The sequence below is a fragment of the Bradyrhizobium sp. Bra78 genome (genome assembly GCF_024519855.1).
GTDB classification, from domain to species: Bacteria; Pseudomonadota; Alphaproteobacteria; order Rhizobiales; family Xanthobacteraceae; genus Bradyrhizobium; species Bradyrhizobium japonicum_G.
Genome location: NZ_JALJRE010000016.1, coordinates 51,409 through 78,066, shown reverse-complemented (window position 1 = coordinate 78,066; position 26,658 = coordinate 51,409). Strand labels below are relative to the sequence as shown.

Annotated in this window: 10 protein-coding genes (1 of these 10 only partly in view); 8 read left to right on the top strand and 2 right to left on the bottom strand. The window is 61.2% G+C overall.

Annotation, left to right across the window (positions count from 1 at the left end; genetic code table 11):
* The first annotated feature begins 729 nt into the window (after positions 1-729).
* The 3 genes from OC450_RS29055 to OC450_RS29045 all read left to right on the top strand — a co-directional run bounded on the left by OC450_RS29055 (position 730) and on the right by OC450_RS29045 (position 5,689).
* Positions 730-1,209, top strand: a complete 480-nt coding sequence (locus OC450_RS29055; RefSeq protein WP_256808798.1) for a hypothetical protein — start codon at positions 730-732, stop codon at positions 1,207-1,209.
* Positions 1,210-1,270: 61 nt separating this feature from the next.
* Entirely contained in the window at positions 1,271-1,621 is a 351-nt protein-coding gene (locus OC450_RS29050) for a hypothetical protein (protein WP_256808799.1), read from the top strand.
* 336 nt (positions 1,622-1,957) lie between these two features.
* The gene (locus tag OC450_RS29045; protein ID WP_262049140.1) at positions 1,958-5,689 is read left to right on the top strand and encodes a beta strand repeat-containing protein; all 3,732 of its coding nucleotides are present in this window, start codon (positions 1,958-1,960) and stop codon (positions 5,687-5,689) included.
* Positions 5,690-5,754: 65 nt separating this feature from the next.
* Here OC450_RS29045 and OC450_RS29040 read toward each other — a convergent pair whose 3' ends face one another.
* Complete coding sequence (locus OC450_RS29040) at positions 5,755-8,151, bottom strand: S8 family serine peptidase (RefSeq protein ID WP_262049139.1); 2,397 nt, start codon at positions 8,149-8,151, stop codon at positions 5,755-5,757.
* 923 nt (positions 8,152-9,074) lie between these two features.
* On the opposite strand from OC450_RS29040, the gene OC450_RS29035 reads away from it, so the two are divergent.
* Genes OC450_RS29035 through OC450_RS29025 form a run of 3 tightly spaced genes read left to right on the top strand, consistent with a single transcriptional unit; the run spans position 9,075 to position 12,685 of the window.
* Positions 9,075-10,748 carry a type I secretion system permease/ATPase gene (locus OC450_RS29035; protein ID WP_249129609.1) on the top strand — a complete coding sequence of 558 codons (1,674 nt, stop codon included), beginning with the start codon at positions 9,075-9,077 and terminating at the stop codon, positions 10,746-10,748.
* A gap of 9 nt (positions 10,749-10,757) precedes the next feature.
* Positions 10,758-12,116: an HlyD family type I secretion periplasmic adaptor subunit gene (locus OC450_RS29030; RefSeq protein ID WP_256808804.1), complete on the top strand. Its 1,359-nt coding sequence runs from the start codon at positions 10,758-10,760 to the stop codon at positions 12,114-12,116.
* Positions 12,117-12,163: 47 nt separating this feature from the next.
* Entirely contained in the window at positions 12,164-12,685 is a 522-nt protein-coding gene (locus tag OC450_RS29025; RefSeq protein WP_256808805.1) for a hypothetical protein, read from the top strand.
* An 85-nt stretch (positions 12,686-12,770) separates the two neighbouring features.
* Here the strand turns inward: OC450_RS29025 and OC450_RS29020 are convergent, their stop codons facing one another.
* Positions 12,771-13,364: a hypothetical protein gene (locus OC450_RS29020; protein WP_372703283.1), complete on the bottom strand. Its 594-nt coding sequence runs from the start codon at positions 13,362-13,364 to the stop codon at positions 12,771-12,773.
* A gap of 514 nt (positions 13,365-13,878) precedes the next feature.
* On the opposite strand from OC450_RS29020, the gene OC450_RS29015 reads away from it, so the two are divergent.
* The gene (locus OC450_RS29015) at positions 13,879-14,253 is read left to right on the top strand and encodes a helix-turn-helix domain-containing protein (RefSeq protein WP_256808806.1); all 375 of its coding nucleotides are present in this window, start codon (positions 13,879-13,881) and stop codon (positions 14,251-14,253) included.
* Between the two features lie 998 nt (positions 14,254-15,251).
* Positions 15,252-26,658 carry the 5' portion of an LEPR-XLL domain-containing protein gene (locus OC450_RS29010; RefSeq protein ID WP_315986402.1) on the top strand. Its footprint extends 17,180 nt past the window's final position, so the window shows 11,407 of its 28,587 coding nt (coding positions 1-11,407); the start codon lies at positions 15,252-15,254; its stop codon lies off the right edge, out of view.

Genomic DNA, 26,658 nt, shown 5'->3' with positions numbered 1-26,658 from the left:
GCATCGACCAACACCCGCCGTGCGTCTGTGGATTGCAGACAAGGCCTCCAAAACCTACCGCATGTCGATACGCCACAGGGGCATTGCCGCCATTCTGACAGCAAGAAATTCTGTAACGATCTCAATGGGCCAAAACTGCCGAAAATGTCAGAACGGCCGCTGAAAACATTACAGCTTTTCGAGACTTCCAAGCTGAATACGAGGGTTCGATTCCCTTCACCCGCTCCAATGTTTCAGTCAGTTGTAGTTCAGCCCGTCCGCACAGTCGCGACTGAGCATCAAGCACCAATGCGAGCGCTTGATTGCGTCCAGCTCTTAATCATCAGCTCAGGGATAGATCGCCGCATCAACGGATGCACGGCGTCAACGAGGATGGCGTGGCAATCCGACAGCAACGGGAACTGGCTGACCGGCTTTGCGGCCGGAAGCAGGAAGTCTCGCTCGTCGAAGTCGATCTTGATCTTTTGCTCGGTTGTAACTCAGTAACGATCCGGGAAACGGGGCCTGCTATTTATCGTGGTGCAATGCAAATTGACCGTGCCGTAGCTTTATCCTAGGTCGCTCCTGCCATCGCTGCAAACCGGGAGCGCTCAAGATCAAGGTGGCGCCTGATCTTCGGCGTCGCGGGGGCACGCTATCGCAAGCCGCCATCTGCGGTATACTCACTGAATTGCTGGGCGAAGGTCCGGGCGAACGAACCCCGACCGCATAATTCGGGACATTGGGCTAATGGCGATCAGGATTGCGGCGGTGAGCTCCGCCACCATGACAGATGACAGCAAGGAATTCGTGGTTCAGACCACGGGCAAATACACCGGTGCGCTGGAGCTGAGATTCGCCAGTGACTGTGTCGATGATCTGATCGCAGCACTGACGCGCGCGCGGGGCGGCGTACAGCCCGCGATGCCGAATGGCGGTGGGTCGGCCTTCGCTGCCGAAGCAGTCGCGCCCGGTGCGGACGCGGCGGCGCGGATCGAACCTGGCGCAGCTGACAAGAACAAGCCAAACGAGGTGAGATTCGAAATCCCCCAGAACTGCACGATTTCCGCGGACTCCGGCGGTCGCGGCCTTGTGCTGTTCATCCTCAATCACCGGCTGGACCGGCAGGCCGGATACGCGTTCTCTCCGGACGCGGCGAAGCAATTGGCCGGAGGGCTCACCAAGAGCGCCGAGGCGTTGTTGGCGCAGCAGGCGAGACCCAAAAACTGAACGTCAAGCAGCGGAGCGTTGGCTTCGCTCATCTCCAACTCCATTACTGCAAGAATTTACGATGATAAATAACGCCATCACGCTCAGCGTCCGCCCGAAATGGCCCGAGATCGCCGATCACTATGCGGTCTGGTCGCAAGGCCGCGAGATCGGCAAGATCCGCCACGCGCTCGATGCCGGCGGGCCTGATCACGCGTGGGAGTGGTTCATTCTGATCCCGATGGGCATGCCGGCATGGGCAAGCGGGGCTGCCCGCGACAGGGATGCGGCGATCAGGGCCTTCAGCGCGGCTTGGGGACGGCTGCTGCAGGAAACGCAACCGGAGCGGTTGCAAAGAGCATGGGAGCTTGGCCGGGCGGCGCAACTGCGGGCCGCGACACCACAGCCTGCGCGGTCCCCGGCCGGCAGTTGAGAGCGGGACCGTTCACATCCTCATCGTACGGTCGAAGCCATTGATCCACCTGCGGAAAGCGACTTTTTGCCAGATTTTCCCGATCGCGTGACTTCTTGGTCGGAAGGCAAGCTCTCTATAAACATTGCATTAATTGTAAATAATTGCTTAAAGTTCCCTGTTTGGCTCGTTTAGGGCAGGGGCCGTTTTGATTAATTCTTGTACCCGGAGGTTTGCGTAGGCCGGCACGCGTGGCGCGTGAGCCGGCCTTTTTGTTGTGCAACCAAAGGTGGCATTTTGGCCTCTTCCTGCGAAGCCCTGGAATTTTTTTGCGAGTTTTTTTGGAGAGTTTAAGTCATGGCAACATTCAAATACGATCCGGCGACGGGGACGTACATTCTTGTCGATGACTCTCAGTTGATCTTCGACCCGACGCTTGCGGCCATTTCCATCAGCACCGACCAGGCCGACTACGCACCGGGCTCGACCGCTTATTTCACCGCAAATGTTGGCGTCGGCGACGCTGTCACCTTTGAAGTTACCGACGTGGGTGGCAACGCCGTGTCCGGCACGAATATGCCGTGGACGATTACAGACGGCGGCGCCGGCGATCTTGACAACGTTGCAAACGGCGTCGTTCAGACGGCCTGGAATGTCGGCTTGGACGCGGCCGGGGAGTCCTTCGTGCTCAGCGCGATCGACCAGACCGCGGGTCTGATGGCCACAACCGCGTTTACCGATTCCAGCGGCACCGCGACGACAAATATTTCCTACCAGGTCCAGGTCGACCTCTCGACCGTAGGCTCGACTGCCCTGGTCAATCAGGCAACCATTGAACAAATTCCGGTCGGCTCAACCGGTTCTTCCGGCACCGGCCAGTTCCCGGCGTTCTTGCGGATACACAATCCCGGCAACGATCACACTGAACAGGGCTACAACACCGACGGCGACACGAATCCGAGCACTGGCGCGCAGAATTTTCAGTTCGATCAGGTTGCCGGCAATTTTACGCACTCGGTCCAATTGGGCTCGATGGCGATCGTCACCGTCGACGGGACGGACTACAGGGAGTTCCGGCTGGATCTGGGCGAGAACGTCAACAATCTGATCTCGCTGGATGTTCTGAAGCTCTATGATTCAAACAATCCGGCACTCACCAGCTATGACCCGATAGGCGCTCTTGGTGGCACCGATACCGGCTTTGGTGCGGCGGCGACGCTGATCTGGAACATGGATGCAGGTGCAGGAGGGGATGTCTCGCTCAAGCTGAACGACCTCTCGTCGGGCAATGGTCATCCGGACTACAGCTTTCTCATCCCGAACTCCTTCTTCGTCGGCCTCAGCAACAGCTCCTATATCTACCTGTATTCGGTCTTCGGTGGCGTGAGCGGCGAGCGGGTCGACGGCACTTTCGAGGAGTGGTCGTACCGGGCGTCGGGCAACGTCGAGCCTCCGCCCACCCCGCATGCGACCGTTTCCATCACCAAGGACACTGTCTGTCCAGAGGAAGGGCAGAGCGTCGCGGGCAAGACCTTGCTCACCGGTGAAGACGTTAAGTGGACTTATGCAATCACGAATACCGGAACGGTGGGCCTGAACAACGTCGTTGTCACGGATGACAGCGGGACGCCCGGCAACGCGCTCGATGATTTTGCGGCGACCGGTGTCAGCGTGACTTTCAACAGCCAGCAGTACAACGTTGGTGACCTGAATCATAACGGCATCTTGGATGCCGACAATCTCATCACCACGGATGTCAACGAAGCCGAGACCTGGCAGTACTTTGCGACAGGGACGACGGTTCACGGCACCTACTCGAACATAGCGACTGTCACAACGAGCGCGACGGGTTACGACCCGGCCAATCCGCCCGCCGATCTGAATCCAACCGCATTCGATGTCAGCGGTTATACTGGCGTAACCGTGGCGGAAGATTCGGTCACGGTTAAGAAGGAAGTGTCGGTCGACGGCGGCGCGACCTGGTACGACGCGAACGATCCGACCGGTCCGACGCTGATCGCGGGTCATGATGATCCGCAGTATCGATTCACGATCACCAACAGCAGCGACGTTGCGCTGGACGTCCACCTGACAGACGCCGAGCTGCAGATTGATCTGACTGTCACGGTTGCGGGCGGCGGTGGCTCCGAACTCGTGGACACTATCGGGGGCAATGCCATTACGGCTGCCTGGGCCGAGGGGCAGCAGACCAACACGGCGACAGTATCGGCAACCTACACTGACGCGTGCGAAAATCAGGCAACCGCTTCCGGCTCCGACGACGCCAACTACTTCGGCGCGGCGCCGTCGATCACGATCGACAAGAACATCATATGCGCGGACGACAATAGCGTGCTGTCGGCCGACAGCGTCGTTAACCTGCTCAAGGACGGCGATGGTATGGTTGAGTACCAGATTGTCGTTACCAACAACGGTAACGTCGATCTGGCAGGGCCGACAGTGACTGACACCAAGCTGACGTTGGGTAGCCCGACGGAGTCGATCTCCGCCGACGGGATACTGGAGGTGGGCGAGACCTGGACCTACACGGTGACAGCCGCATGGCTTGCTGGCGGACCCAACACGAACACGGCTAACGCCACCGATAGTTTCACGGACAGCGCCGGCAATACCGCAAATCTGGATGAAAGCGATTCCGCCATCTACTTCGGGCTCGATCCACACATCACGTTGGACAAGAAGACGAACGGTGCCGATTCCGCTACCGTCCTGGTCGGGCAGGCGATCACCTGGACCTACGCGGTCACAAACGACGGCAACGTTGGGCTGACCGGTGTCGGAGTTTCCGACAACAACGGCACGACCGGCACGACAGCCGACGATTTTGCAGCGGCCACGTTGTTCGGATCCAGCTCGGATCTTCTTGGGTCGGATACCACTCACAACATCGGCGACCTCGACAATGACAACGTGCTCGATGTCGGCGAGACCTGGCAATTCACGGCTACCGGAATCGCGGGGTCGACTGCCTACACCAACATCGGCACCGCCACGACCGATGCGGTCTCAGACGATTGCGGGGATTCGACGACGCCCACCGCAACCGATACCAGCAGCTATACGCCGATCGGTGTGACCTTGGCCGGCTTGACCAAAGGCTATTGGTCGACACATCTTACGTTGTGGGATGCGTCGTCCGGCAACGAAAAAGGCTCCGGCGCGGAGATCAACGTCACTCCGAAGTACGATTGGGACCACGATACAAAGATCGGCTTGAACGATCTCAGCACGCTTACGACGAGCGGCCCCGCGAGCAGTCTTGGCCTCGTTAAGGGTGCAAATAACGGAGGTGGCGACTCCGGGCTTCTGATGGGCGACCTGAACCATGACGGTTGTGTCGGCGGTGACGGATCGTCAGATCACCTGTTCTTCGATCTCGCCTCCGCACAGATACTTGCCAACAGCTCCGTCTCTGGCGATGCCCGCATCATACTGGCAAGTCAGGCGGTCGCGGCGCAGCTCAACGAGTACAATGACTACATCTACGATCAGGCGCACGGCGGCCTTGCATCAGGCTTTGATGCATCGCCCACCGGCCTGATCGAAGAGGCCGTGGCGTGGATGAAGGGGTTGGGGCCCTTTAGCAACGGCGACAGCAAGATCAATTTCTCGGCCGGAAATGATCTGGGTTCGCCCGCAGTTCAGGCCATCATCAACGATGCGGCCGGAGTGGATTATACCTTGAGCGGCAATGCGATCACGTTCAAGAGCACGGCCATGTCCTCAAGCGACGCTTCGTGGTCGAAGCTTGCTTCGACCGGCTTCTCCTACAAATCAGATTACATCGCCGCCAACACGGACAGCAATTCCTTGAACGATGTGATCACCACCGTGTATGCGGACGGCGAGGGGCTGAAGAACGCTCTCGCCGCCTACAACCACGGACTGGACGGGTCGACTGGAGGCTTCGTGATCTCGACCGATGGCAGCCTGATTGGCTGGCAGGACAGCCTGGGCGGCACCGTCTACGACGTTCACGCGAACACGACGGACGCGTTCTGGGGCATTCTGGAAGACCAGAACCTGATCGGCCTGCACCCGATTGCGGGAATTGCCAATCACGCCTAGGCGTGACGGGTTGCCGGAGTCCAACGGAGGCCCCGCGGCGAGTTCGTCGCGGGCCTTTATCTTCGTTACACGATCAAGCTCCACGATATCGTGCTCTCGTGAAGCAGGCTCGGCGCGATGCCGACGACATCCACGATCGCCTGCGGCGCCGCGCCGTTGTGTGCGTCGAGCACGACGTTGGTGCCGCCCTTTGCATCCGAGATGAAGCTCAACCATCCGTCGCTCAAGGGATTGCTGCCGGCATAACCGATCGAGCTGAGCAGCTGCCCCACGTTGATGCTGTTGTTTCCCGACACCCAGTTCAGGATGGTGTCGGTCGTGCTCGAGAGGGCATTGAATATGAAATTGTCGCTGCTGCCGGTGGCTTGCGCGGCGTAGAGGATGTCGGCCCCCTTGCCGGTGACGATCGTGTTGTTGCCGAGGCCGGCCTGAATCGTGTCGCCGAAATCGTTGGCGATGATCGTGTCGTTGCCGACGCCGGCCCACACGTTCTTGATGATGGAGGTGGAGGCGATCTGAAGCGTCTTGCCTGCGATCGTATCGGTCGCTCCCGGATTGAGATCCAGATAGGAGCCGGTGGTCACGGCCGCGGTGTTGATCTGTGCGGTGCCGCTGGAGTCCGTGAGCACGACACGGTTGCTTCCGGCCATGGTCGCGAATTCGTCGGTGTAGACATAGGTGGTCGGGGTGGTCGGTGCATCGCCCAGTGCCGTCAGCGTCCAGCTGTTCAGCGTGCCGCTGTTGCCGGATACGCTGTCGGTGACCGTCAGGGTCCAGGTGCCCTTGGCATCGTCGCCCCAGAAGCTGTTCGCGGTGGTCTCGAACACGATCCCGCCGCCGGTGCCGCCCGTGGGATGCGAGACGAGTTTAGCGCTCATGCCGTCGGGCCCGGTCAGGGTGACCGTGAGGTCGCTGGGGCTCGCATGCGTGATGTTGAGATCGATCACCATCTTCTCGACCTCGAGCGACGAGGCAAAGGTGATCTGGCTGCTCACGCTTCCGGTGCCATCCGGAATCGCGGCGTTGTCGCCGTGAGTTGCCGATTCCGTCGACATGTCGGCGTAGGTCTTCTGATAGCGCCAGCTTTCCGCGAGCCGAACTGCCGCCGTCGCGTCGACCAGCCCGAAACCGTAGTCCTCGCTGTAGTGCAGGCCGCCGCCGTTCCAGTCGTGGGCACCGTTGACGTGCCAGCTGGCGTTGGTCGGGTCGGTCTCTTTGGAGGAATAGGCCAGGATGTCCTGAATGTCGCGAAATCCCAGGTTGGGATTGGCTTGCAGCATCAGGGCGATGACGCCGGAGACGGCCGGCGCCGAATAGGACGTGCCGGAGATCGAGATGTAGTCGCCAGTGGTGTTGTAGCCGGCGCTGCCGACCCGGTCATCGGTGTACGCGCCGCCCGGGGCGGAAACAAGAAGCGCCGCGCCCGGCGTGCTGAAGGTCGCGACGTGTCCGGTGGGATCGACGCCGGCAACCACGATGACATAGGGGTCATTCTGGTAGTTGTGATAGTTGACGTTGTCGCCCGATCCCCGGCCGTTGCCGGCTGCGAAGACGACGCTGGTGCCGAGACCCCCGCGACCGTACATGACCACGTTGAGGATGGCCGTCTTGGACGAGGCGAACGCAGAGGAGAAGAAATTGTCCGAGTAGGCGGTCGAATAACCCCAACTCGCGTTGACGACATCCATACCGCTCGAGAGCGTGTGATTGAGGGCATCGGTAATCTGGCCCGGGCCGCCGCCGGTGCCGTAGCTGATACGGAAGCCGGCGATCCCGGCATTGTAAGCCACGCCGACAGTGCCGCTGCCGTCGCGCGCGGCTCCGATCACGCCGGCAACTGTCGTTCCATGATTGTCGGTAGACGTGCCGTAGGCATCGCTCCCGCCATTGGTCGCGTCGTAGTCCAGAGCGAAGAGATAGTGCGGATTAAGATCGGTGTTGTTGTAGTCGATGCCGTCGTCGATGACGCCGACCTTGACGCCCAGACCCGTATAGTTCTGCCAGGCCTTGGCGACATTGATGCCGCCGGTGCTGCTGGTCAGATTCCATTCCTTGTAGAAATATGTGTCGCTTGGCAGCGCGCTGTTGCCGGTGGGTGGGTTCAGGGTCGGCGACATCATCGTTACCGCCGCAAAGCTGGTCGTCGTGGTGCCCTGGCCGGCGGTCGTGCCGGTGCCTGTTGTGCCGCTTCCGCCCGTCGTTCCGGTGCCGGCGGTGCCACCATTCGTCGTTCCGCCGCCGGTGGTGCCGCCACCCTTTTTCCCGGCGAAGCTCTCCGGTGCGCCTGCGTCTGAAGTCGAAATCTCTATTTCGACGCCGCGGTCCCCTGCGTGGGCCGCCGGTGTGTCCATCGATCCGACGTTTGCCGAGGCGATGTTCAGTCCGACGAATTCCCATTCCAGAGCATTTGCATTCGCTTCAGAGAAATTCCCGTACTGATCATTCACGCCCCGCTTCGCCATTGAGTCTCCTTGCATGTGCGACGGAAGAAAACGCGCGTCATGTCGCGCGTTGGTGCGGAGAGCGGACGACGGAGCAAATTAAAGGTGGGTAAATTCAGCTGTTAAACTGGGATCATCGGTTCCGGAGCGCTGACCGCCGTCGTCCAAGTTTCGCAATTTCTTTAAGGGCGCATAAATCGAATTTATGCCCGTTACGATCGTCGCCTTTGTGCGGTAAAACTGTGCTGGATTTGACTTGATTTCGCTTCTGACGGAGCGTCGTTTCCCCACACCCGATGATAAGTGGAGCGGGCACCGATCCGATGATCCCGGCAATCGAGCGCGTGGGCTGCGAGGTCCGAGGTGCCGCCCGGGCATGCCGCAGTCTCCCCGGGGGAGCGCGCGAAGGAAGCCGCTAAAATCGTCTGACGGAGCCCGAGACGTCGGCTTCACCTGTAACCCGCCCCGGCCTCCTTTCTGCGCACGCGCGGTCGCGGGTGCCGGCCGGCACCCGGCCTTCCCTGCACCCTTTCTTCCGAGACGGGGTTTAGGGGCAATCTCGGGCATGGTGCGCCGCGAGAATGCCAACCCATGTCCGCCGTTTGCTCCATGTCCGCCGTTTGGGCGCCCGCTTGGCTTGCGCGAGCGCTTGCCGCTTTAATGTGACCGGGAGCGAATTTAAGTGCGCCTCAGTCGAGCTAAATACCGTAAATGAGCGGCAGGCCGTAACTCTACGGGCGACTTTAACTTTCAGCGAGGATTGATTTCGCGGGGCGTGACAGCTGTGCTAAACATTGTCTTGCATTAGGCAAGAATTGTAGCTGTTGCCAGAAGTCGTTAATTCGGCCGGGCGTTGTCGCGCCGGCATAAGTTTTGATTAGAGGGGCGGAAATCCGCCGGATCGTGTGAGTGCGCCTTTCAAAAGGCCGGACGAACTCCGGCGCTTGCTGCAGACATGCCAGGGTTACTTCCTTACGGCGGGCATCTTCAGCCTTGCGATTAACCTGCTGTATCTCGCCGGCCCGCTCTACATGCTGCAGGTTTATGACCGTGTGATCTCGAGTGCGAGCGAGATCACGTTGTTGATGCTGACGATAGCGTTGCTCCTTGCGTTCCTTGCGCTTGCCGGGCTGGACGCGGTTCGTGCACGGGTCCTGACCCGCGCCAGCATACGCCTTGACCAGAAGATCGCCTCGCGGGTGATGACGGCAATCATCGATCGGTCGGCCGGCGCGAACGGCGCCCGCAGCCAGGCGCTCCGCGATTTCGATACATTCCGTCAATTCGTGACCGGGACGGGCATCCACGCCGTCTTCGATCTGCCGTGGGCTCCCATCTACATCGCGGTGATCTTCGCGCTGCATCCTTTTCTGGGGGCGTTTTCCCTGGCATGTTCGGTCATCCTGGTGCTGATGGCGCTGCTCAGTGAGTGGCTGGTGAAGTTGCCGCTCACGGAATCGAACGAAGCGGCCGCACGCAGCTACGGCTTCACCGAAATGAGCCTGCGCAACACGGAAGTGGTGCGCGCCATGGGCATGACCGGAGGCCTGTTACGCCGCTGGAGCCGCGATCGCGACCGGATGCTCGAGCGTCAAGTCGCAGCAAGCGACCGTGCCGCCGTGATCCAGAGCCTGATCCGTTTTCTACGGCTCGCCATGCAATCGCTGATCCTCGGCCTGGGAGCCTATCTCGTCATCGAGCGGATGGCGACGGTTGGTTCGATGTTTGCCGCCAGTATTCTGCTCGGTCGTGCACTACAGCCGGTCGAGCAGATCGTCGGCTCCTGGCGTGGCCTCGTATCAGCGCGCGGTGCGTATTTGCGCATTCGCGAACTGCTTGCGGCTCATCCCATTCCAGATACCGGTCTGACACTGCCGAAGCCGAAGGGACGCCTTTCGGTCGAGGCGCTCACCTTTGTCCCTCCCGGCGGCTCTAAGCCGATCTTGCGCGGCGTCACCTTTGCGATCGAAGCGGGAGAGGTCCTCGGGGTCATCGGGCCGTCCGGAGCGGGAAAATCGACCTTGTCACGTCACCTTGTCGGCGTCGCCATGCCTTCGGCCGGCGCCGTGCGACTGGACGGCGCCGATGTCTCCACCTGGGTCAAGCGGGCGATCGGAGACCATGTCGGCTACCTGCCACAGGATATCGAGCTGTTTTCCGATACGATCGCCGCGAACATCGGACGCTTCGAGGAAGGCAGCGACAGGGAGGTCATCCTCGCCGCGCAACTCGCGGGCGTACATGAAATGATCCTGAGGCTTCCGAACGGTTATGACACCCAGGTGGGAGAAGGCGGCGCCATTCTGTCCGGCGGCTTCCGCCAGCGAATTGGTCTGGCCCGCGCTGTCTATGGCAGTCCCAGCCTTGTCGTGCTCGATGAGCCCAGTTCGAACCTCGACGCCGAAGGGGACGTCGCGCTTGCAGATTGCGTTGTGCAATTGAAAAAGCGCGGAACGACCGTCGTCATCGTCTCGCATCGTCCGGCGACGATCGGCGTCGTGGACAAGATCCTCGTCCTCAGAGAGGGCGTCGCCGAAATGTTCGGGCCACGTGCAGAGATCATGTCACGCCTGACTCGCCCCGTGCCTGTGCACGCGGTGCAAAGCTCCAGCGGTTAGGCACGAGGCATGGCCATTCTAGAACAGACGCCCAGGAGTCTTGCAGCTGTCCGCGGCCGGACGGGTCGCGCCGGCGGACCGCCAAGCGACTCCATCAAAAACATCGCGCTCGCAGGCTGGGTTATCATCGCAATCTTCTTTGGCGGAATCGGCGCATGGGCTGTCACGGCTCCGCTCAACGGTGCGGTGGTGGCGAACGCAGTTGTCAAGGTGGATGGCAATCGCAAGAGCGTACAGCACCTCGACGGCGGTATAGTCAAGGAATTGCGTGTCAGGGAGGGCGACAAGGTCCGCGCTGGCGATGTCCTGATCGTGCTGGACGAGACCCAGGCGCGCGCGGAATACGAGGTTCTGACCCAGCAATGGGTTGTGCTCCGCGCGACGGAGGTTCGTCTACTGACGGAACTCGACCATGGCTCCGAGCTCAAGATGCCGTCAGATCTGAAGGCGCACTCCGATGACCCCTATCTCAAGAGTGTATGGAGCGGACAGGTCAGCCAGTTCGAAAGCCGCCGGGCGGCCCTGGATGGGCAGCGCAGCGTCATCCGGGAGAAAATCAATCAGCTCGGATCGCAGATCGTCGGCGCCGGGGCGCAAGTCAAGGCATTTACGGATCAGATAAACTCCGTCCACAGCGAGGCGAAAGATATCGCGCCTCTGGTTGAACGTGGACTGATTGCACGCCCGCGTATTATGCAACTGGAGCGCTCCGCCTATGGCCTGGAAGGTCAGATCGCAGATGCAAACGCCAACATGGCCAAGGCGCGTCAGGCGATCGCCGAGCAAGAACAGCAAACGGCGCAGCTCGACAACGATCGTATGACCGACGTGACAAAGGACCTGCGCGACACACAGGCAAAGATTTTGGAGGTCATACCAAAGGCCGTGAACGCAAAGGCGGTTCTTGGCCGCATGGAGATCCGCGCTCCCTATAGTGGGCAGGTGGTCGGACTTAACGTCTTTTCCGTCGGCGGCGTCATTCAACGTGGCGACAAGATCCTGGACATCGTCCCGGAACTGGATGGGTTGACGATCGAGGCGCAGGTGGCGGTCGAGGACATCAGCGACGTGCATCCAAACGCGCGCGCCGAGGTTCATCTTACGGCCTACAAGCAACGCATCGTGCCGATCATTCACGGCGACGTCGTTCAGATCTCGGCAGATCGTCTGACCGATCCCAAGACCAACAACCCGTATTATACGGCCTTCGTACGTATCGATCAGGATGAGCTTGCGAGCATGCCGAACATAAGACTTTATCCGGGCATGCCTGCGACCGTTATGATCCCGACTGTGCAGCGCACCGCATTTGAATATCTGGTCGGGCCGCTAATTATGTCGTTTAATCACTCGTTCCGTCAGAAGTAGAGGCCGTCGGCCTTGTTCAACGCATGTGCTCCGACAGCTGTGAGGCAATGAACAATGCACCGAGCGGTAATGGCTCCGGCAGCATTGCTCTGCTGATGCAGTATGTGGTCGTTACTCTTCTTTTGAATGTGCTTGCAGGCTGCGGGGGAACCCGACAGGCGCTCGAAACTGAAAGCGAAGACGCGTCAATCAACCTGACGGAGGCGCTTGCAGATTGCCGCAACGCTTTTCCCGATCAGATTGCGCAGGCCGTGCCGCGCGCCGAATGCATCGTGAAAGCAACGGAGCTTTCGGTCCGGCCGGGCTTGCGGTTTCCGGAACTGCTCGACCGTGAAAACGCCTTGCGCAAGGCGCTGGCCGTTCAAGTCCAGGCTGGCAAGGTCTCGCTGCTTGAACGAAATGACCAGATTGCAAAGGCCCACATGGCCATCGTCTCGGAGGAAGCGGAGAGGCTGAAAGCAGCGCCGTCGGACGGGCAGGGGAAAAGCCCGATAGCCGTCGTGCAATGGCGGGGATCCAATTCGAACGCGTGCGCCGGGCTCGGGGGTAATTCTCCGAATTGCTATTGAGGTCGCCTGGAGGTTGTGTGGCGTTGCCACGATCCCGGCGCAAGGCGTGATCGCGAAATCATGCTTTTCCGCATCGCCGCAAGGTTCATTTGAAAGGGTCATCAATCGATTTGCTTGATTGCCTCACGCGCCGGACGCCGACGGGCGAGCCGTCCGAGACGAACTGCAGCTCATAATTCCGTCCTCGAGAGTCTGTTGCGGTGCAGTTGACGCTGGAGACCCGCCGCGCGGCGAAGTTGCCGAACTGGCGGCAAACACCGGTCGATACCTCTTCCGAAGGCACAGGGAGGCCATGGATTTTCGGCCGGTCCTTGGAATTCAGAAGCATCCGGTCGATCGGAAGCTCGTAGGAGTTGTCGTCGAAGCGCTTTCCGTTCTCGCCGGAGAAGGACACGACGTGGGCGTCGTCCGTTGAATCCTCGAGAGCTACCGCGAAACTGACGCGTCCGGCTTCACTGTGTGCGTAGGCAACAGCCTTGCAGCCGTAGTCACGACCCGCGATCTTGAGGGTGGTGCACTTGCCGGACATGAGGGCAAGGATGTCGATCATAGGCTGATGACGCTCGACGCGCCTGGTGGTGGGGGCGTCAGAACGCTGCTCGGCGGCTGGCCGGTCCCCCGGAGTCTGAGCGAGGCATGGAGCTGTCAGTAACACTGACGATACCCCGGTCAGCAACAGCCGGGCGCCCGACCGGAGCAGAAAGCGCGAAAAACTGTTCAACCCAAACCCCGCTGCCGGGGCGAGAGCGGCAGGGGAGAAAAGTCCCGTCCGGTCATGCTCTTACCCTGCTTGTCCCACCCGCATGGTGCCATTCTCGCGATCATCGATCAATCGCAATAGAGCCGGGCGAGGCTGCCTCGCCTGTTTACTTGGTCCGGGCAATGCATTACGGCGGTCCGCACCGGCCCGGCTGCTGCCGTTAGATCCGGCGGGGCCCGTTAATCGCTAACTACCCTGTCGAACCGACGTTGATCCCTGGAATTAGGAACGCGTTTCGTTGAGCGATATTGGTTGTGTACGTCGCTGGCTTGAGCCTTGCATGCTCGTCCGGCTGGTTGGCTAATCTGTGAGGGGCTGCACTGGGCTGCGCCGGTTTCCGGGTCGATTATTGACGGGAATCGAATAAAAATCCTAATCTTGCCTACTTCTGGTCGCCAACGCTGACCCCTACACATAAAAATGGAATTTACCCGTGCCTAAAATCAAGAACAAATTGGTTGCCAGCTTTGGTTCGCGCTTGAAACAGCTGCGAGAAGATCGGTCGATGACCATCACAGAGCTGGCCAGACGGATCGACGTGACGCCACCCGCCATCTGGCACTGGGAGAAGCGGGGCAGGGTTCCGAAGCCCGCTACGATAAAGGCTGTGGCAAAGGTGCTCAACGTCAGCTCTGAGTTTCTTGAAAACGGTGTCCACCTCGTGAGTGAGCAGGATCAGGGCCCGTCCGACAGTCCCTTGATGCGGATCGATCAGATGAGCCTCGAAAAACTGATCCGCGCCATCGAGGCAAAAGGTTTCCATGTCCAGATCTCTTCGACCGGAGATCGCGAAACTAGCGCGGAATAGGGTCGGCGTAATACCCCGTATCGACGAGCAACCGTTGCCCAAGCCTCGGGATGAACTGCGCGATCCTACCGGGCGCTCGAGCGGCGCGGGTTGAACCATGGGCGGCCGCACCGCGTAACTCTTGCGTGGGTGTCGAGACCAGCGCCGCTAATGCGGATGCAATCATAGCGGGTTCCTCTCTTGCGCCTCGCGCTTCTGGCGGCGGTCCCGGCCATGCTGATGGGGATACCGCGTTTGGGGAGGCCCACTTTCAGGTTGCCGTATGCCCAAGCACAGACACGCAACCATCTTCGATGACGAGGTGGTGACGCCGCTCGCGACAGGGCGATCTTCGGCACAGTAGTCTCGCTGCGCGATTGGGCTTCAAACGCCGTTCCGGGCTTGAGATCGAGCAATCGCAAAATAGGCGGCAATTCGACAATGCCACTAAATAACGCACGCACTCGTTTCGTGGTATCGGCCATGTTTTACAACTATTGATATCGTGCCGCTGCGAATAGTAACGCGTTTTAAATCGCGGATGCTCACGATTTTAAACACGGCTAGAACGAGTCCATGCTGTTGAGAACACACGATTACTGAGTGGAAAAGAGCCGTATTTTCAACGCGCGGGCAGCGCACTCCCGCTGACCGCGGAGTAAACTCATAGGAGCCGATCTCGCAAATAACCGATGATCGCTGAAGGGGCCAAAACGCTTGTGGGCGGTCTGCGGCCGTGTCATAATTTCGCAGTTAAGGTCGATTTAAGGTACCATAAAATTTATTTACGCCGCCAACTCGTCGTTCGAAGGAGGCGCTGCAATGAACAAAGACTTTAGCACCTTAGAGGGTTGGCATTCAGCTCCCCTTCTGTCGCGTGCCGTTACCGGCGCAGACAGTCGAGTTCTCCCCGACAGACACTGCTAGCGTCCCTATCTCAAGCGCGTATTTGCTTGAGCTGTCTTTGCGTTCGTCAATGCGGCAAGCCGTTTCGGTCCATTTTTTGATGGAGCACCACGATGGGTATAGCCCGGCGCTGGAACAAGGAAGCTCACAAACGCTCCGCGTTTGAAACCCTTCTCGACAAGGTCATTCGCGAGATCCTCCCGGGGCGCGACAGTAAACGGCGGCGCTGGGGCGGCGCGGCAAAGCCGGCCGCAAAGCCGCGGCGGCAGAACTTCACGCTGGAAGCGATAGAGCCGCGCCTGCTGCTCTCGGCCGATTTGACTTATGGCGCTCCTGGCAGCATCCCGGGCGGCATCACCAATGCAAGTGACATCAGCAATTACGTTGCAACTCTGACGTCAACGACCTTTGTGCTCAAGGCCGAGGCTAACGGCAGTGGCGACGTGTTTTGGAACCTCCATGGGACCGGGTTGGATGGGACCGGTGACACGGGGATTGCCGCTTCGAAGCAGATCACGACAGCCGACGATCTGACCGTCAATATCAAGCGCGACGATCTCGGCGTGTTCAATGACAAACTCAGCCTGATCGATTTCGTCGGCGACAAGGTCACGATCGACACCGACAGCCTTTCCGTGCTCAACACGAAGTTTACCGGCAACAAGATCAACATCGATTTTGCCGGCGGCAAGGACATCGACCTGGGTTCGCTGATTGGCGTTACGCTTCCGATCCCGCTTGCCAACGACCAGGTTGTGATGACCGGCAATGGCGGCACATTTACCGGTCATGATTTTTCGCTCCACAGCTCGTCCGATATCGTAAACGACGCAAGCGGCCTGCAGATCACGGATGCAGGGGGCTCGTTTGAACTCGTCTCGGACTCGAAGATCACGATCGATCATGACTCGGCCATTAACGCGACCAACATCACTTTGAAGGCCGATGCCAAAAGCACGGGGGGATTGTTCCAGGGATTGTTGGCCGACGCGAAAAGCGAAGTCACGCTTGATAGTTCGAGCCTCACCGCGACGGGCGGTACCGTGGCGCTGCTGGCCCACTCCGACGCCACCTTCGTCGAGAATGGCGACACGTACTTCAGTGGCAGCCTCTCCGGCACCGCCGTGCTCAGCATATCGGGCGCGCTCGTCGACGTGAAGGGAACAGCATCCATTACGGCAAAGGATGCCAATCTCGAGGCCAAGATTCACACCGACATCACTGCGACCGCCAGCGATCCTGGAGCCACCGTAGCGGCAGTCGTTGTCACCGTGTTCAACACGCCCGAGATCAAGATTGGCGATACCGCCGACATCAACCTCACGGGAAATCTGACCGCGGAGGCAAAGTCGGATATCACGGTGAGCAATACCATCGTCCCGAACGGCTCCTCCAGCTCCGATTCCGACGCGGCAATCGCCACCACCATACTGCACAGCGACCCGTCTTTGACGGTCTCCGGCGGCAACATTGACGCGGTCGGAACGGTGGAGTTGAAAGCGACGAACACCATAAACGTGACCACAACCGCTGATGGGTCGTTGGGCGATGCGGGGGCCACGGTTGCCTTTACTTTGTTCACCGGCGACACCGCGGCAAGTGTCACGAACGGCACCATCGAAGCGGCGAGCATCGCGATCTCCGCCACCAGCGACCGTACTGCCACAACGCTGGCCCGGGCGACCGCGGGGGGCGCTACGGAGAGTGCGGGCGACGACAACGAATCCGAGAAGCGTCTCGCTGATCCCAACGACGACGGAGATACAAGCGATCAGGCGAGTACAGACGAAGGTAGCGTGACGTTTGCGGCCGCAGTTGCCGTGTCGGTCCTTACCGGGGACACCACGGCCAGTATCACGGGCGGGTCGGTCGCGGCTTCGGCAGGGAACCTTGATCTCACCGCCAGCGGCAAGGTCGATGTCGTCACCACTGCGGACGGCTCGAGCAAAACCGATTCGGGAGCGACAGCGGTGGGTGCTGCCGTCGCCATCAATGTCGTGACGCCGACGGTAACGGCAATGCTCGCCGGAACGGCCAACGTCGATGGCACGGATGTTAACGTCACCGCCCTGATACCGGATAGCAAGGTCGAGGCGGATGCGACTTCCGGCGCCGGGGGAGGGAGCAGTCTCGGCGTAGCCGGCTCGCTGGCCCTCAACGTCGCGGTGCTCAACGTTTACGCCAAGGTTGATGGCGCGGTGCAGGTCAACGGCGCCAATGTCATTCTCATTGCGGAATCGAGCACAACGAGCACGGCCTCGGCGAAGGCGACGGTCGACGGCAGCGGTGACGCAACCGGCGTCGGGGCTTCGGTGGCGATCAACATTGCCGATAATGATACGAATGCCCTGCTGGCGGACGGCGCGACGCTGGACAATGCCAATAATCTGACCTTGGATGCGGAATCCAAGCATGTGATGGAAACGGACGCCAAGGGCGGCGCCACCGGTGGCACGGCCGTAACGCCGATCGCGGCGGTCTCGGTTGCGACCTACGACACCGAAGCGCGTATTGGCACGGGTACCCAACTCACCCTATCGGGCGCTCTATCGGCGACCGCCTTGCACATTGGTTCAGTCACGACGCTGGCGGACGGCGAGGCGGCCGGCAGCAGCGCGGCGGTAGGCGCGTCACTTGCGTTTGCCTATGAGAAGGACACCGTGATCGCGACCACGCTGCGGGATATCGCGGCCGCGGGCTCAGCAGCATTCATTTCCGGTTCGATTGGAAGGACGAGCACCTTCGCCAAGGCGAGCGCCAGCGGCGCTTCCGATGACGGCGAGGATGCGCAGGCCAAGGGCGACAGCAAGCGCGGCGCCGCCAACGATCGTGCCAGCAAGAGCGGTGCGACAGGTTCCGGCACCGACAAGAAGGCGGAGGCCAAGACGTCGTCCAGCAGCGATAGCGGCGGCGACAGCATCGCGGTCGCGGCGGCGATCGCCATCAACATCGTGGATAGCGAAGCTCGATCCGAACTCCCGGCCGGCGTGACGATTTCGTCCGGCGGCGCGCTGACGGTCAGGTCCGGAAGCAATATCAACGGCTCTGCCGAGGCGGACGGCAGGGCGGCCGAGGGCGGCTCGGCCGCAGTCGGCGCCGCCGTATCGGTCAACTCCGTCGATGCCAAGAACACGGCGCGGGTCGCAGGCACAGTGACGGCCGCCGACGGGTTGGTGGTCGAGGCCCTGATGCTCGATCGCGCCATCGATCTCCAGACGGGGACGATCAAGATCGTCGACGATTCCGACGATACGATCTTCCTCGGAACCGGCCACGGCCTGACCACAGGCCAGAAGGTCAAGTATCACAAGGGAAGTGGTGGTACCGTGGTCGGCGGCCTGGTCGACGGCAAGGAGTATTTCGTATTCGACGCAGGCGGCGGCAAGATAAAGCTGTACGACAATGAAGCTGACGCGAAGCTGGGTGGTGCAACGGGGCTCGTCGATCTGACCGGACCTGGCGCGGGCAGTGATCATAGCTTCGGCACGTATATCAACGTGCCGCTGGTCGGCGAAATCGAGAACCCCCTGGATAGCAGCAAGGTTCGATTCGACCCTGACCCGAATAACATGCGCGTCATCCAGACCAACGACGCGCACGGGCTGAGGACGGGTGATGAAGTCGTTTATCACAAGGGCGCCGGCAGTCCGATCGGTGGGCTGACGGACGGGCATACCTATTACGTCATCGCGCTGGATGACACCCGTGTCCAGCTTGCCGCTTCGCGCGACGACGCCCTGGCCGGCAAGGCGATCAAGCTGACGTCCGACGACGACGCCACGCACGACGACACGCTGACCGAAGCCACGCATAGCATATACGCGAGCTCGGTCTCGGGCGCCGGTAGCGACGACGTCGGCGTTGCAGGGTCCGCGGCGATCAATCGTGCCGCCGTTGTGACCCTGGCGGAAGTTACGGGTGACGTCGTGCTCGCCGATGGCCTGGACGGCGGCACGTCAGTTGGCGCCGTGATCGTGCACGCGCAATCGACTTCCGACAATACGGCCAAGGCGGACCCCGCGGGTGATGGCGCCGTCGGCGGCAGCGTCGGCGTAGGCGCATCCTTCGCGCTCAATATGAACTTCAACGACACCACGGCCCAGATCACCGATGGCGCCGACATCAGCGGCGGAACCGCCGATAGCCTCGATGTCGCCGCCACCGGCCGGCATCGCACCTCGACCGAGGCGAGCAATGGTGCCAAGGGAAGCACGGGCGTCGGCGCGGCGATCGCGGTGGCCATCTCCGACGCGGACACGACCGCTGAGATCGGTACCGGCGCCACGTTGAACACAGCAGGCCTCGACAGCGTTACCGCAACGCACTCGAACATCATCGAGACCAAGGTGAGCTCGAAGGCCGAAGGCGACGACGCCGCGGTCGGCGCCTCGGTCGGTGTAAATTACGTCACCGATGACAACAAGGCGCATGTGGCCCGCAGTCTTCATTCAACGGGCGGTGCCGTCTCGCTCATCGCGGATCTGACCATCGTCGATTCGCTGGAAGCGCATGCCAGCGCGGGCGGTGGGGATTCCTCCGGCGACGATGCGGATTCTCAAGCCAACAGCAGCACCAATAACAACTCGAATACGCAGAACAACGGCGGCAACCGGTCCATGGAGTCCGCCAGCGGCAACACCAACAGCGGCAATTCTTCCGCGAGTTCCGAGTCCGGTTCCGGGGGCGGCGGTGTCGGCGTCGCGGCTGCCGTTGCGATCAATATCGTGAAATTGACGAATGCCGCGACCGTCACCAACGGAGCCGACCTGACTGGTGCCGGGGCGGTGACGATCGCGGCGCGCGCGAGCGTCGACAGCAAGGCCCAGGCCGATGGTCTGTCCGTCAATCTCAGCGACAGTTCGGGTACCAGCGTTTCGGCCGGGGTGGCGCTCAACTTCGTGTCTCTCGCCAATACTGCAACGGTGGATACAGGCTCCGTCATCACGGGCAATGGCATCACTATCGAGGCGGTCACCACGAACGCCGAACGTAACGATTTTGTCGCGACGGCCTTTGCAGCCAGCGGCAACAAGTCGAACGACCCGTCGATCGCCGGCGTATTCGCGCTGAACGTGATCGATGTCGATACCAGGGCGGAAGCGCTTGACGGATCGGATCTGGAGTCCACCGGCGGCGTGACCGTGACCGCCGAGCACAACATGGGGCTGCAGGCGATCGCCGCTACCGTTGCATTCTCGACCGGCGGCGACGTGGTGGGTGGCGCCATTGCGCTTGATATCATCGGTACCGGCGCTGGCGGTTCGAACACGATCGCCAGCATCGGCACGCCCGATGGCGATGCCAGTGGTGCGATCGTCCATGCGGACGGGGCGGTGAGCGTCTCGGCGACCCATACGATCAATATGATCGGTGTCATCGATCTTCCCGACAGCGTCAACAAGCAGATCGACGACCCCGGCATCAGTCTCGGTGCGGCGGCCATCTCTGCTGCCGGCGGCGGTGGCAGCGCTGCCGTTGCGGGATCGGTATCGATCGGAGTGATCACCACCACCACGCAAGCAAGCGTCGAAAACGGCAGCTCGGTTACAGGAAAGAGCGGGAGCGGAGCCTCGGCGGGGTCTCTCGTCGTAAGCGCGACGGATACCTATCATTGGACTTCGATCGCCGGCAGCGTCGCAGTGTCGCTCGATGGCGTCGGCGTCGGCGCGGGCCTTGATTTCTCGTTTATCACGAAGGACACGCGAGCCTATATCGGCGTCGGCGCTGATGTGAACGTTTCGGGCGATGTCTCCATCACCGCCGAATCGACGGAAGACATCATATCGGTTGCGGCGAATGCGGGAATCGGCGCGGGATCAGTCGGCATCGGGGCGACGTTCGGGATCCATATCGTCAATACCGGCACGCGCGCATATATCGCGGACGACACGCTGGACGGTAACACCATCGTCACCGCCGGCGGAAACGTCACCATTTCGGCCCATGGCGCAGCCACGCTCAAAATCATCGCGGCCGCGATCGGCGGCGGCAACAGCGTCGGCGTAGGTGCGGGCGACGAAACGCTGGTTCACACCGACGTCGTCGAGGCCTATGCCGGCAACCACGTCGTAGTGCACGCGCACGGCGGCGATGGCTTGCGCATCAGCGCATTGTCCAGCGAGGATCTGATCGGCATCACGGCTGCCGGCAGCGGCGGCAGCAGCGTTGCCGTTTCGGGCGCGGCAACGATCAACGTTCTGGACGAGACCACCACCGCGCGCATCGGCCGCGGCGCCGTGATCGACGCCACCTCACCGGGCGCCAGCACGCCGGACATTTGGGTCCACGCCAGCGATGATACCACCATCATCACGGTGGCCGGTTCGCTTGCGATGTCGGGATCGGTCGGCGTCGGCGTTGGCGTCGACGTGACCAAGATGGACAAGACGACAACGGCCTATATCGATTCGGGCGTCACCGCGACCGCCGATGGCGACATCGATGTGACGGCGCTGGTGTCGGAAGATATCACCTCGGTGGCCGCAGGCCTGACGCTTTCCGGCTCGGTCGCGGTGACGGCGGACGTCAGCGTGCACGTGATTACCAATCATACCCGCGCCTTCATCGGCGACGATCCCACCGAAGCCACTCTCTCGGCAGGTGAGGGCAATGTCTATGCACGTGGCACCGTTCGCGTGTGGGCAAACGACACGTCCGAGCTCGACAAGGTGATCGGCGCTGCGTCCTTCTCCGGCACCGCCGCAATCACGGCCGCAGCCGGCGTGACGGTTTCCAACAAGACCACGGAAGCCTTCATCGGGGCTGGCGCAAGAGTGACGGGCGAGGGCCACAGCCTCCTGGATGCGCCGACGGGCGGGTTCGATCTCAACGCTTCCAACGCATCGGCACAGTCCAAATACGACAGCGTCAATTCCGGCGAGATCAGCGTCACCTTCGGTAATGACGGCACGCACGATACGATCACGCGTAGCGACGGCGTTAGCTTCGCGGCCCATGATCATTTTACAGCGGGCCAGACGATCAATATTTCGGGTGCTGGCGGAAATAACGGCGACTTCACGATCGACAGCGTGTTCGACGATCACATCGTCCTTACCTCGAACAAAGGGCTCACGGGAACCCTGACCAAGACGATCGTTCAGTATGATTCGAACGCGCCTGGCATCGAAGCCAAGAACTCCGCGGGCGCAAGCGAGAGCGATCTCAAGAATTCTGGCGAAATCAATCCGCCGACCCCCATCGGCAGCGGCGATGGCGGCTCCAGCGTCAAGAATACCGACGGCAGCAATGTTGCGGTCAGCGACGACGATTTGGGCCGGAATGTCCATCTGAGCGTCGCAAAACAGGCTACCGGCGGCGTGATCGTTGCCGCGACGAACAACGACGACATCGAAAGCTACTCGATCGGCGTATCGGCCTCGGGGACCGCTGCGATCGGCATCGCGGTTTCGGTGAACGTCATCAACGCGACCACGAACGCCTTTATTTCCGATGGTGCGAAAATCAACAAGGACACGGTCGATCCGGCCGGCGGTCAGTCCGTGACCGTTGTGGCGGCCAACGATTTCCGTCATACCGCCGCCGCCGCCGCCGTCTCCGTTGGAACCGTTGGTGTTTCTCCCGCCGTCGATGTCACCGTTACCGACAATAAAACGAAGGCATGGATCGGTGCGGCCGACGTCACCGCGAAGGACGATGTGCACGTCATAGCGGATGCCAGCGAGAAAGTGCTGCTGGTCGGCGTCGGCCTTGGGGGCGGATTCGTCGGCGTCGGGGCTGGCGTGAACGTTCTGTCGCTGAATGGCGAGACGACGGCTTCCGTTGCAGGCAAGGTGCGGGCCGGCGGCGACGTCGTCCTGCGGGCCAACGACGACACCAAGGTCACCGTCATCAGCGGTGGCCTGGGCGCCGGCTTTGTGGGCGTCGGCGCGGGTGTCGGCGTCATGGTGATCTCGAAGGACACCGAAGCCTTCATCGCCGATGGCGCGGATGTCACGGCCCTTGGCGGCGGCACCGGCGAATTCGACATTCGGTCCGGTGACCTCGACGGCCTGCACGATTTCAACACGGTGGAAGCCCACGGCGTGCTTCTTGATGCGCGTTCCACCGAAGACGTATTCCAACTGGCGATCGCCGGATCCGGCGGCTTCGTCGGAGTGTCGGTGACGGTGGCCGTAACCGTCATCGAAGCGGAGACCGACGCCCGGATCGGGAATGGCTTCATCAATAAGAATTATGATGGTTTGTCCGACCCCGCCGACCTCCGGCAGGACGTCTTCGTCGACGCCAGCGACAAGGCGACGGTGCAAGCGGTCGTCGTTGCGGCGGCCGGCGGATTTGTCGGTGCGGCAGGCTCGATCGACGTCGGTGTCCTGAACAACGACACCAGCGCCAGCATCGCCTCGGGCGCCGACGTTCATGCTTTGCATGACGTCCAGGTCAACGCTGTTGCCTACAAGTCCATTGACTCCGTGGTCATCAGCGCGGCCGGTGGATTCGTGGGAGCCGCCGGCGCGGTCTCGGTGTGGAACATCGGTTCCTCGCTGAACTCGACCTACCAAAACCAGGACAGCCGGAACAAGGACAGCCGGATCGACGATGGGAGCAACGCCGGCGCGACCGATACGAGCCGGAATGTTCTGGAGAAGCAGCAAGACACCAACAACGACGGCACGGTGGACGCTGGCGACAAGACGATCACCGCGGACCAGGATGCCCAGGACAACGCGGACAAGAGCACGTCCATGGGTTCGGACACCATGGACAACAGTCACGTGAACCAGCAGGGTAAGTCCGGGAGCCGCATCAGCACCGCCACCGACAGCGCCCAAAGCAATATCACGTCCAGCAAGCTCAGCGACAAGGCCCAGGCCAAGCTCACAACTCCGCCTCCCAGCGGTACGTCCGCGATCATTGAGGGCGGCAGCACCTCGGTCACCGCCGGCGGCGCCATTGACGTGCAGGCGACGGAAGAACTGCATTTGACGACGGTAACAGGCAGCGTGGCCGTTGGCGTCGTTGGTGCCGGTGCGGGTGTCAGCGTTCGCAATGTCCACTCGAACGTCACGGCATCGGCCGGCGGCACGCTCTCGGCCGACGGCGCCATCACTGTGCGTTCCCACCTGGACGAAAATCTGCCGATAACGGCTTTCGCCTTCTCGGGTGGACTCGTCGGCATTGGTGCAGCGGTTTCAATCGTCAACGATGACAGCACGAGCAGCGCCTCGATCGGCGACGGCTCCACGATCGTCAAGGCGGACGCCGTATCCGTAACGTCCTACAGCAAGCAGAATCTCGTCCTCAACGTGGGTGGTATCTCGGTTGGCGCGGTCGGTGTGGGCGCCAGCTTCACCCAGGGAACCGTGAATGGTTCAACCTCGTCTTCGATCGGCGATGACGTCCAGATCGGTCAGTCGGAAACCGTCGGTAATCTCACCGTGTCGGCTGATTCCGAAGTCATCGGCACCGTCCACACTCTCGGCGTTGCGGGCGGCGTCGCAGCTGGCGCCACTATCAACTTCGGCTTCATGACCGTTAAGCCGAATGTCAGCGCGATCGTCGGCAGCGCCGACATCAAGGTCACGGGTGAATCGCTGATTTCGGCCACCTTCAAGGGCAATGTCGACGCGACGGCCGAAGGCGACGCTACGGGCGCGTTCGCCGGCGGTGCGGCATTCGCGATCGCGGACCTGGAGCCGACCGTGACGGCCACGCTCGGCAATGGCAACGACGGCACCTTCGTCGGGAAGAACCTGACCATTCAAGCCCAGGTCACGCGGCCGGATGGCTACGGCGCAACTGCGACCTCCTTCACTGCGGCCTTGGGCGGCATTGGAATATCAGGCGCCGTCGCGGACGCCACGGATAGCCCGACCATCACGGCGTCCGTCGGTTCCGGCATGGACATCGACAACACTGGAATCGTCAAGCTGACCGCGGATGGCAACAGCAATGCCGTGGCGGACGCCGCGGGTATTGCCGGCGGCGTGGCCGGTATCGGCATCACGATCTCCGGTGCGCATACGGAAGGAAAGATCAAGGCTCATCTCGACGGCGAAGTGAAGGGGCCGTCGGAGACCGCGGGCGCCTCGACGCTCGACGTCACGGCCGAGTCGAGCGATGTCGCCAGTGCGAAGTCGCAGTCCGTCACCGGCGGTCTTTTCGCGGCCGGCTTCAACTACTCGAACGCGACGATCAAGCCGGTCGTGCAGGCCTATATCGATACCACCGGCGTCATCAGTGCGAGTTCCAACATCACGGTCTCCGCAACCGAGCATCCGGAGGGCGACGCCGTGACCAAGGGTGTCGCGGTGGGCGGTATCGTGATTGGCGGCTCCCAGTCGGACACCTCGGTGGTTCCTGCGGTGACGGCCTATATCCAGTCGGCGAAGACCGAAGCCGGTCCACTCGGAAATATCGCTGTTACCGCTCTTGCGGAGCCGAATTTCGGTCAAGTGCCGGATTACCTCATCACCCACAGTGATGACGGATCCAACTCGCTGACGGTCACGAACCACGGCCTGAGCGACGGTGACGTCGTTGCCTACGACAACAACAACCAGGCAGCCGTCGGTGGCCTGCAGGGTACCGTTGGCACAGGGCTGCCGGCACCGAACGACAAGGAGTACCGTGAATACAATGTCATCGTTGATGACCAGGACCATGTTTCCCTCGGCGCCATCTTCAACGGCGCGACGTCGATCGATCCCGCCACGGACATCATCACGTTCGATGCGCCGCACAACCTGAAGACCGGCGAGAAGGTCATCTACACCAAGGGTACGGATCCCGACCATCCGTCCACGTCCGTCGACGGATTGGCTGATGGCAGCACCTATTGGGTGCTGGCGCTCGATGCGAACCGCATCAAGCTACTTGACTACGATCCGAGCGGCGGGCTGCATCTCACCACGTTCACGCCCACGATCACTGGCAACGAGATTTCGTTGGCAAACAGCTTCACGAATGGCGAGGCCGTCACCTATCACGCGCCGCCGTCGCTCACGTTCAATACCCGGCAGGTCGATGTCGACGGCAGCCTGACGAGCTACCACGACCCATTGCTCGGCGACATCAACAACGTTGCCACGCTCACTGCCGACACGAGCAAGGACAACATACAGTTCGTCGATCCGTCGACGGGTGTCGTCGCCGACCCGCACTTCGGCCTCAACAATTCCGTCAGGTACAGCGCGACGGCCTTAAACGGACCGGCGAAGGTCATCGAGGGACTGCAGAACGGCCAGACCTATCTCATACTGAATCCCGGTGGCACCGGGACCGATACGATCCAGCTCGGCGCGACCGCGACTGCCAATCTCGACTTCGCGCAGCATGGCGGCGGCGACACGATCACATTCCATACCGCGCCGGGCGCCGGGCAAAACTGGTTCGATCGTGGGTTCCAGGGCGGGCAGACGATCACGATTATCGGCGGCGGGGGTAATAATTCTCACACCTATCATATCGCCGCCAACGGTGTCAGCGCGAACACCCTGACGCTGACGGAGTTCAACACCGTTGCTGCCGTCTCCAACGTCTCGACGACGGTGAACAGCA

What these genes read in the sequence shown, in the direction of transcription:
- OC450_RS29055 (WP_256808798.1), top strand. Translation starts at nt 730, where the DNA reads ATGGCGATCAGGATTGCGGCGGTGAGCTCCGCCACCATGACAGATGAC.
- OC450_RS29050 (WP_256808799.1), top strand. Translation starts at nt 1,271, where the DNA reads ATGATAAATAACGCCATCACGCTCAGCGTCCGCCCGAAATGGCCCGAG.
- OC450_RS29045 (WP_262049140.1), top strand. Translation starts at nt 1,958, where the DNA reads ATGGCAACATTCAAATACGATCCGGCGACGGGGACGTACATTCTTGTC.
- OC450_RS29040 (WP_262049139.1), bottom strand. Translation starts at nt 8,151, where the DNA reads ATGGCGAAGCGGGGCGTGAATGATCAGTACGGGAATTTCTCTGAAGCG.
- OC450_RS29030 (WP_256808804.1), top strand. Translation starts at nt 10,758, where the DNA reads ATGGCCATTCTAGAACAGACGCCCAGGAGTCTTGCAGCTGTCCGCGGC.
- OC450_RS29025 (WP_256808805.1), top strand. Translation starts at nt 12,164, where the DNA reads ATGAACAATGCACCGAGCGGTAATGGCTCCGGCAGCATTGCTCTGCTG.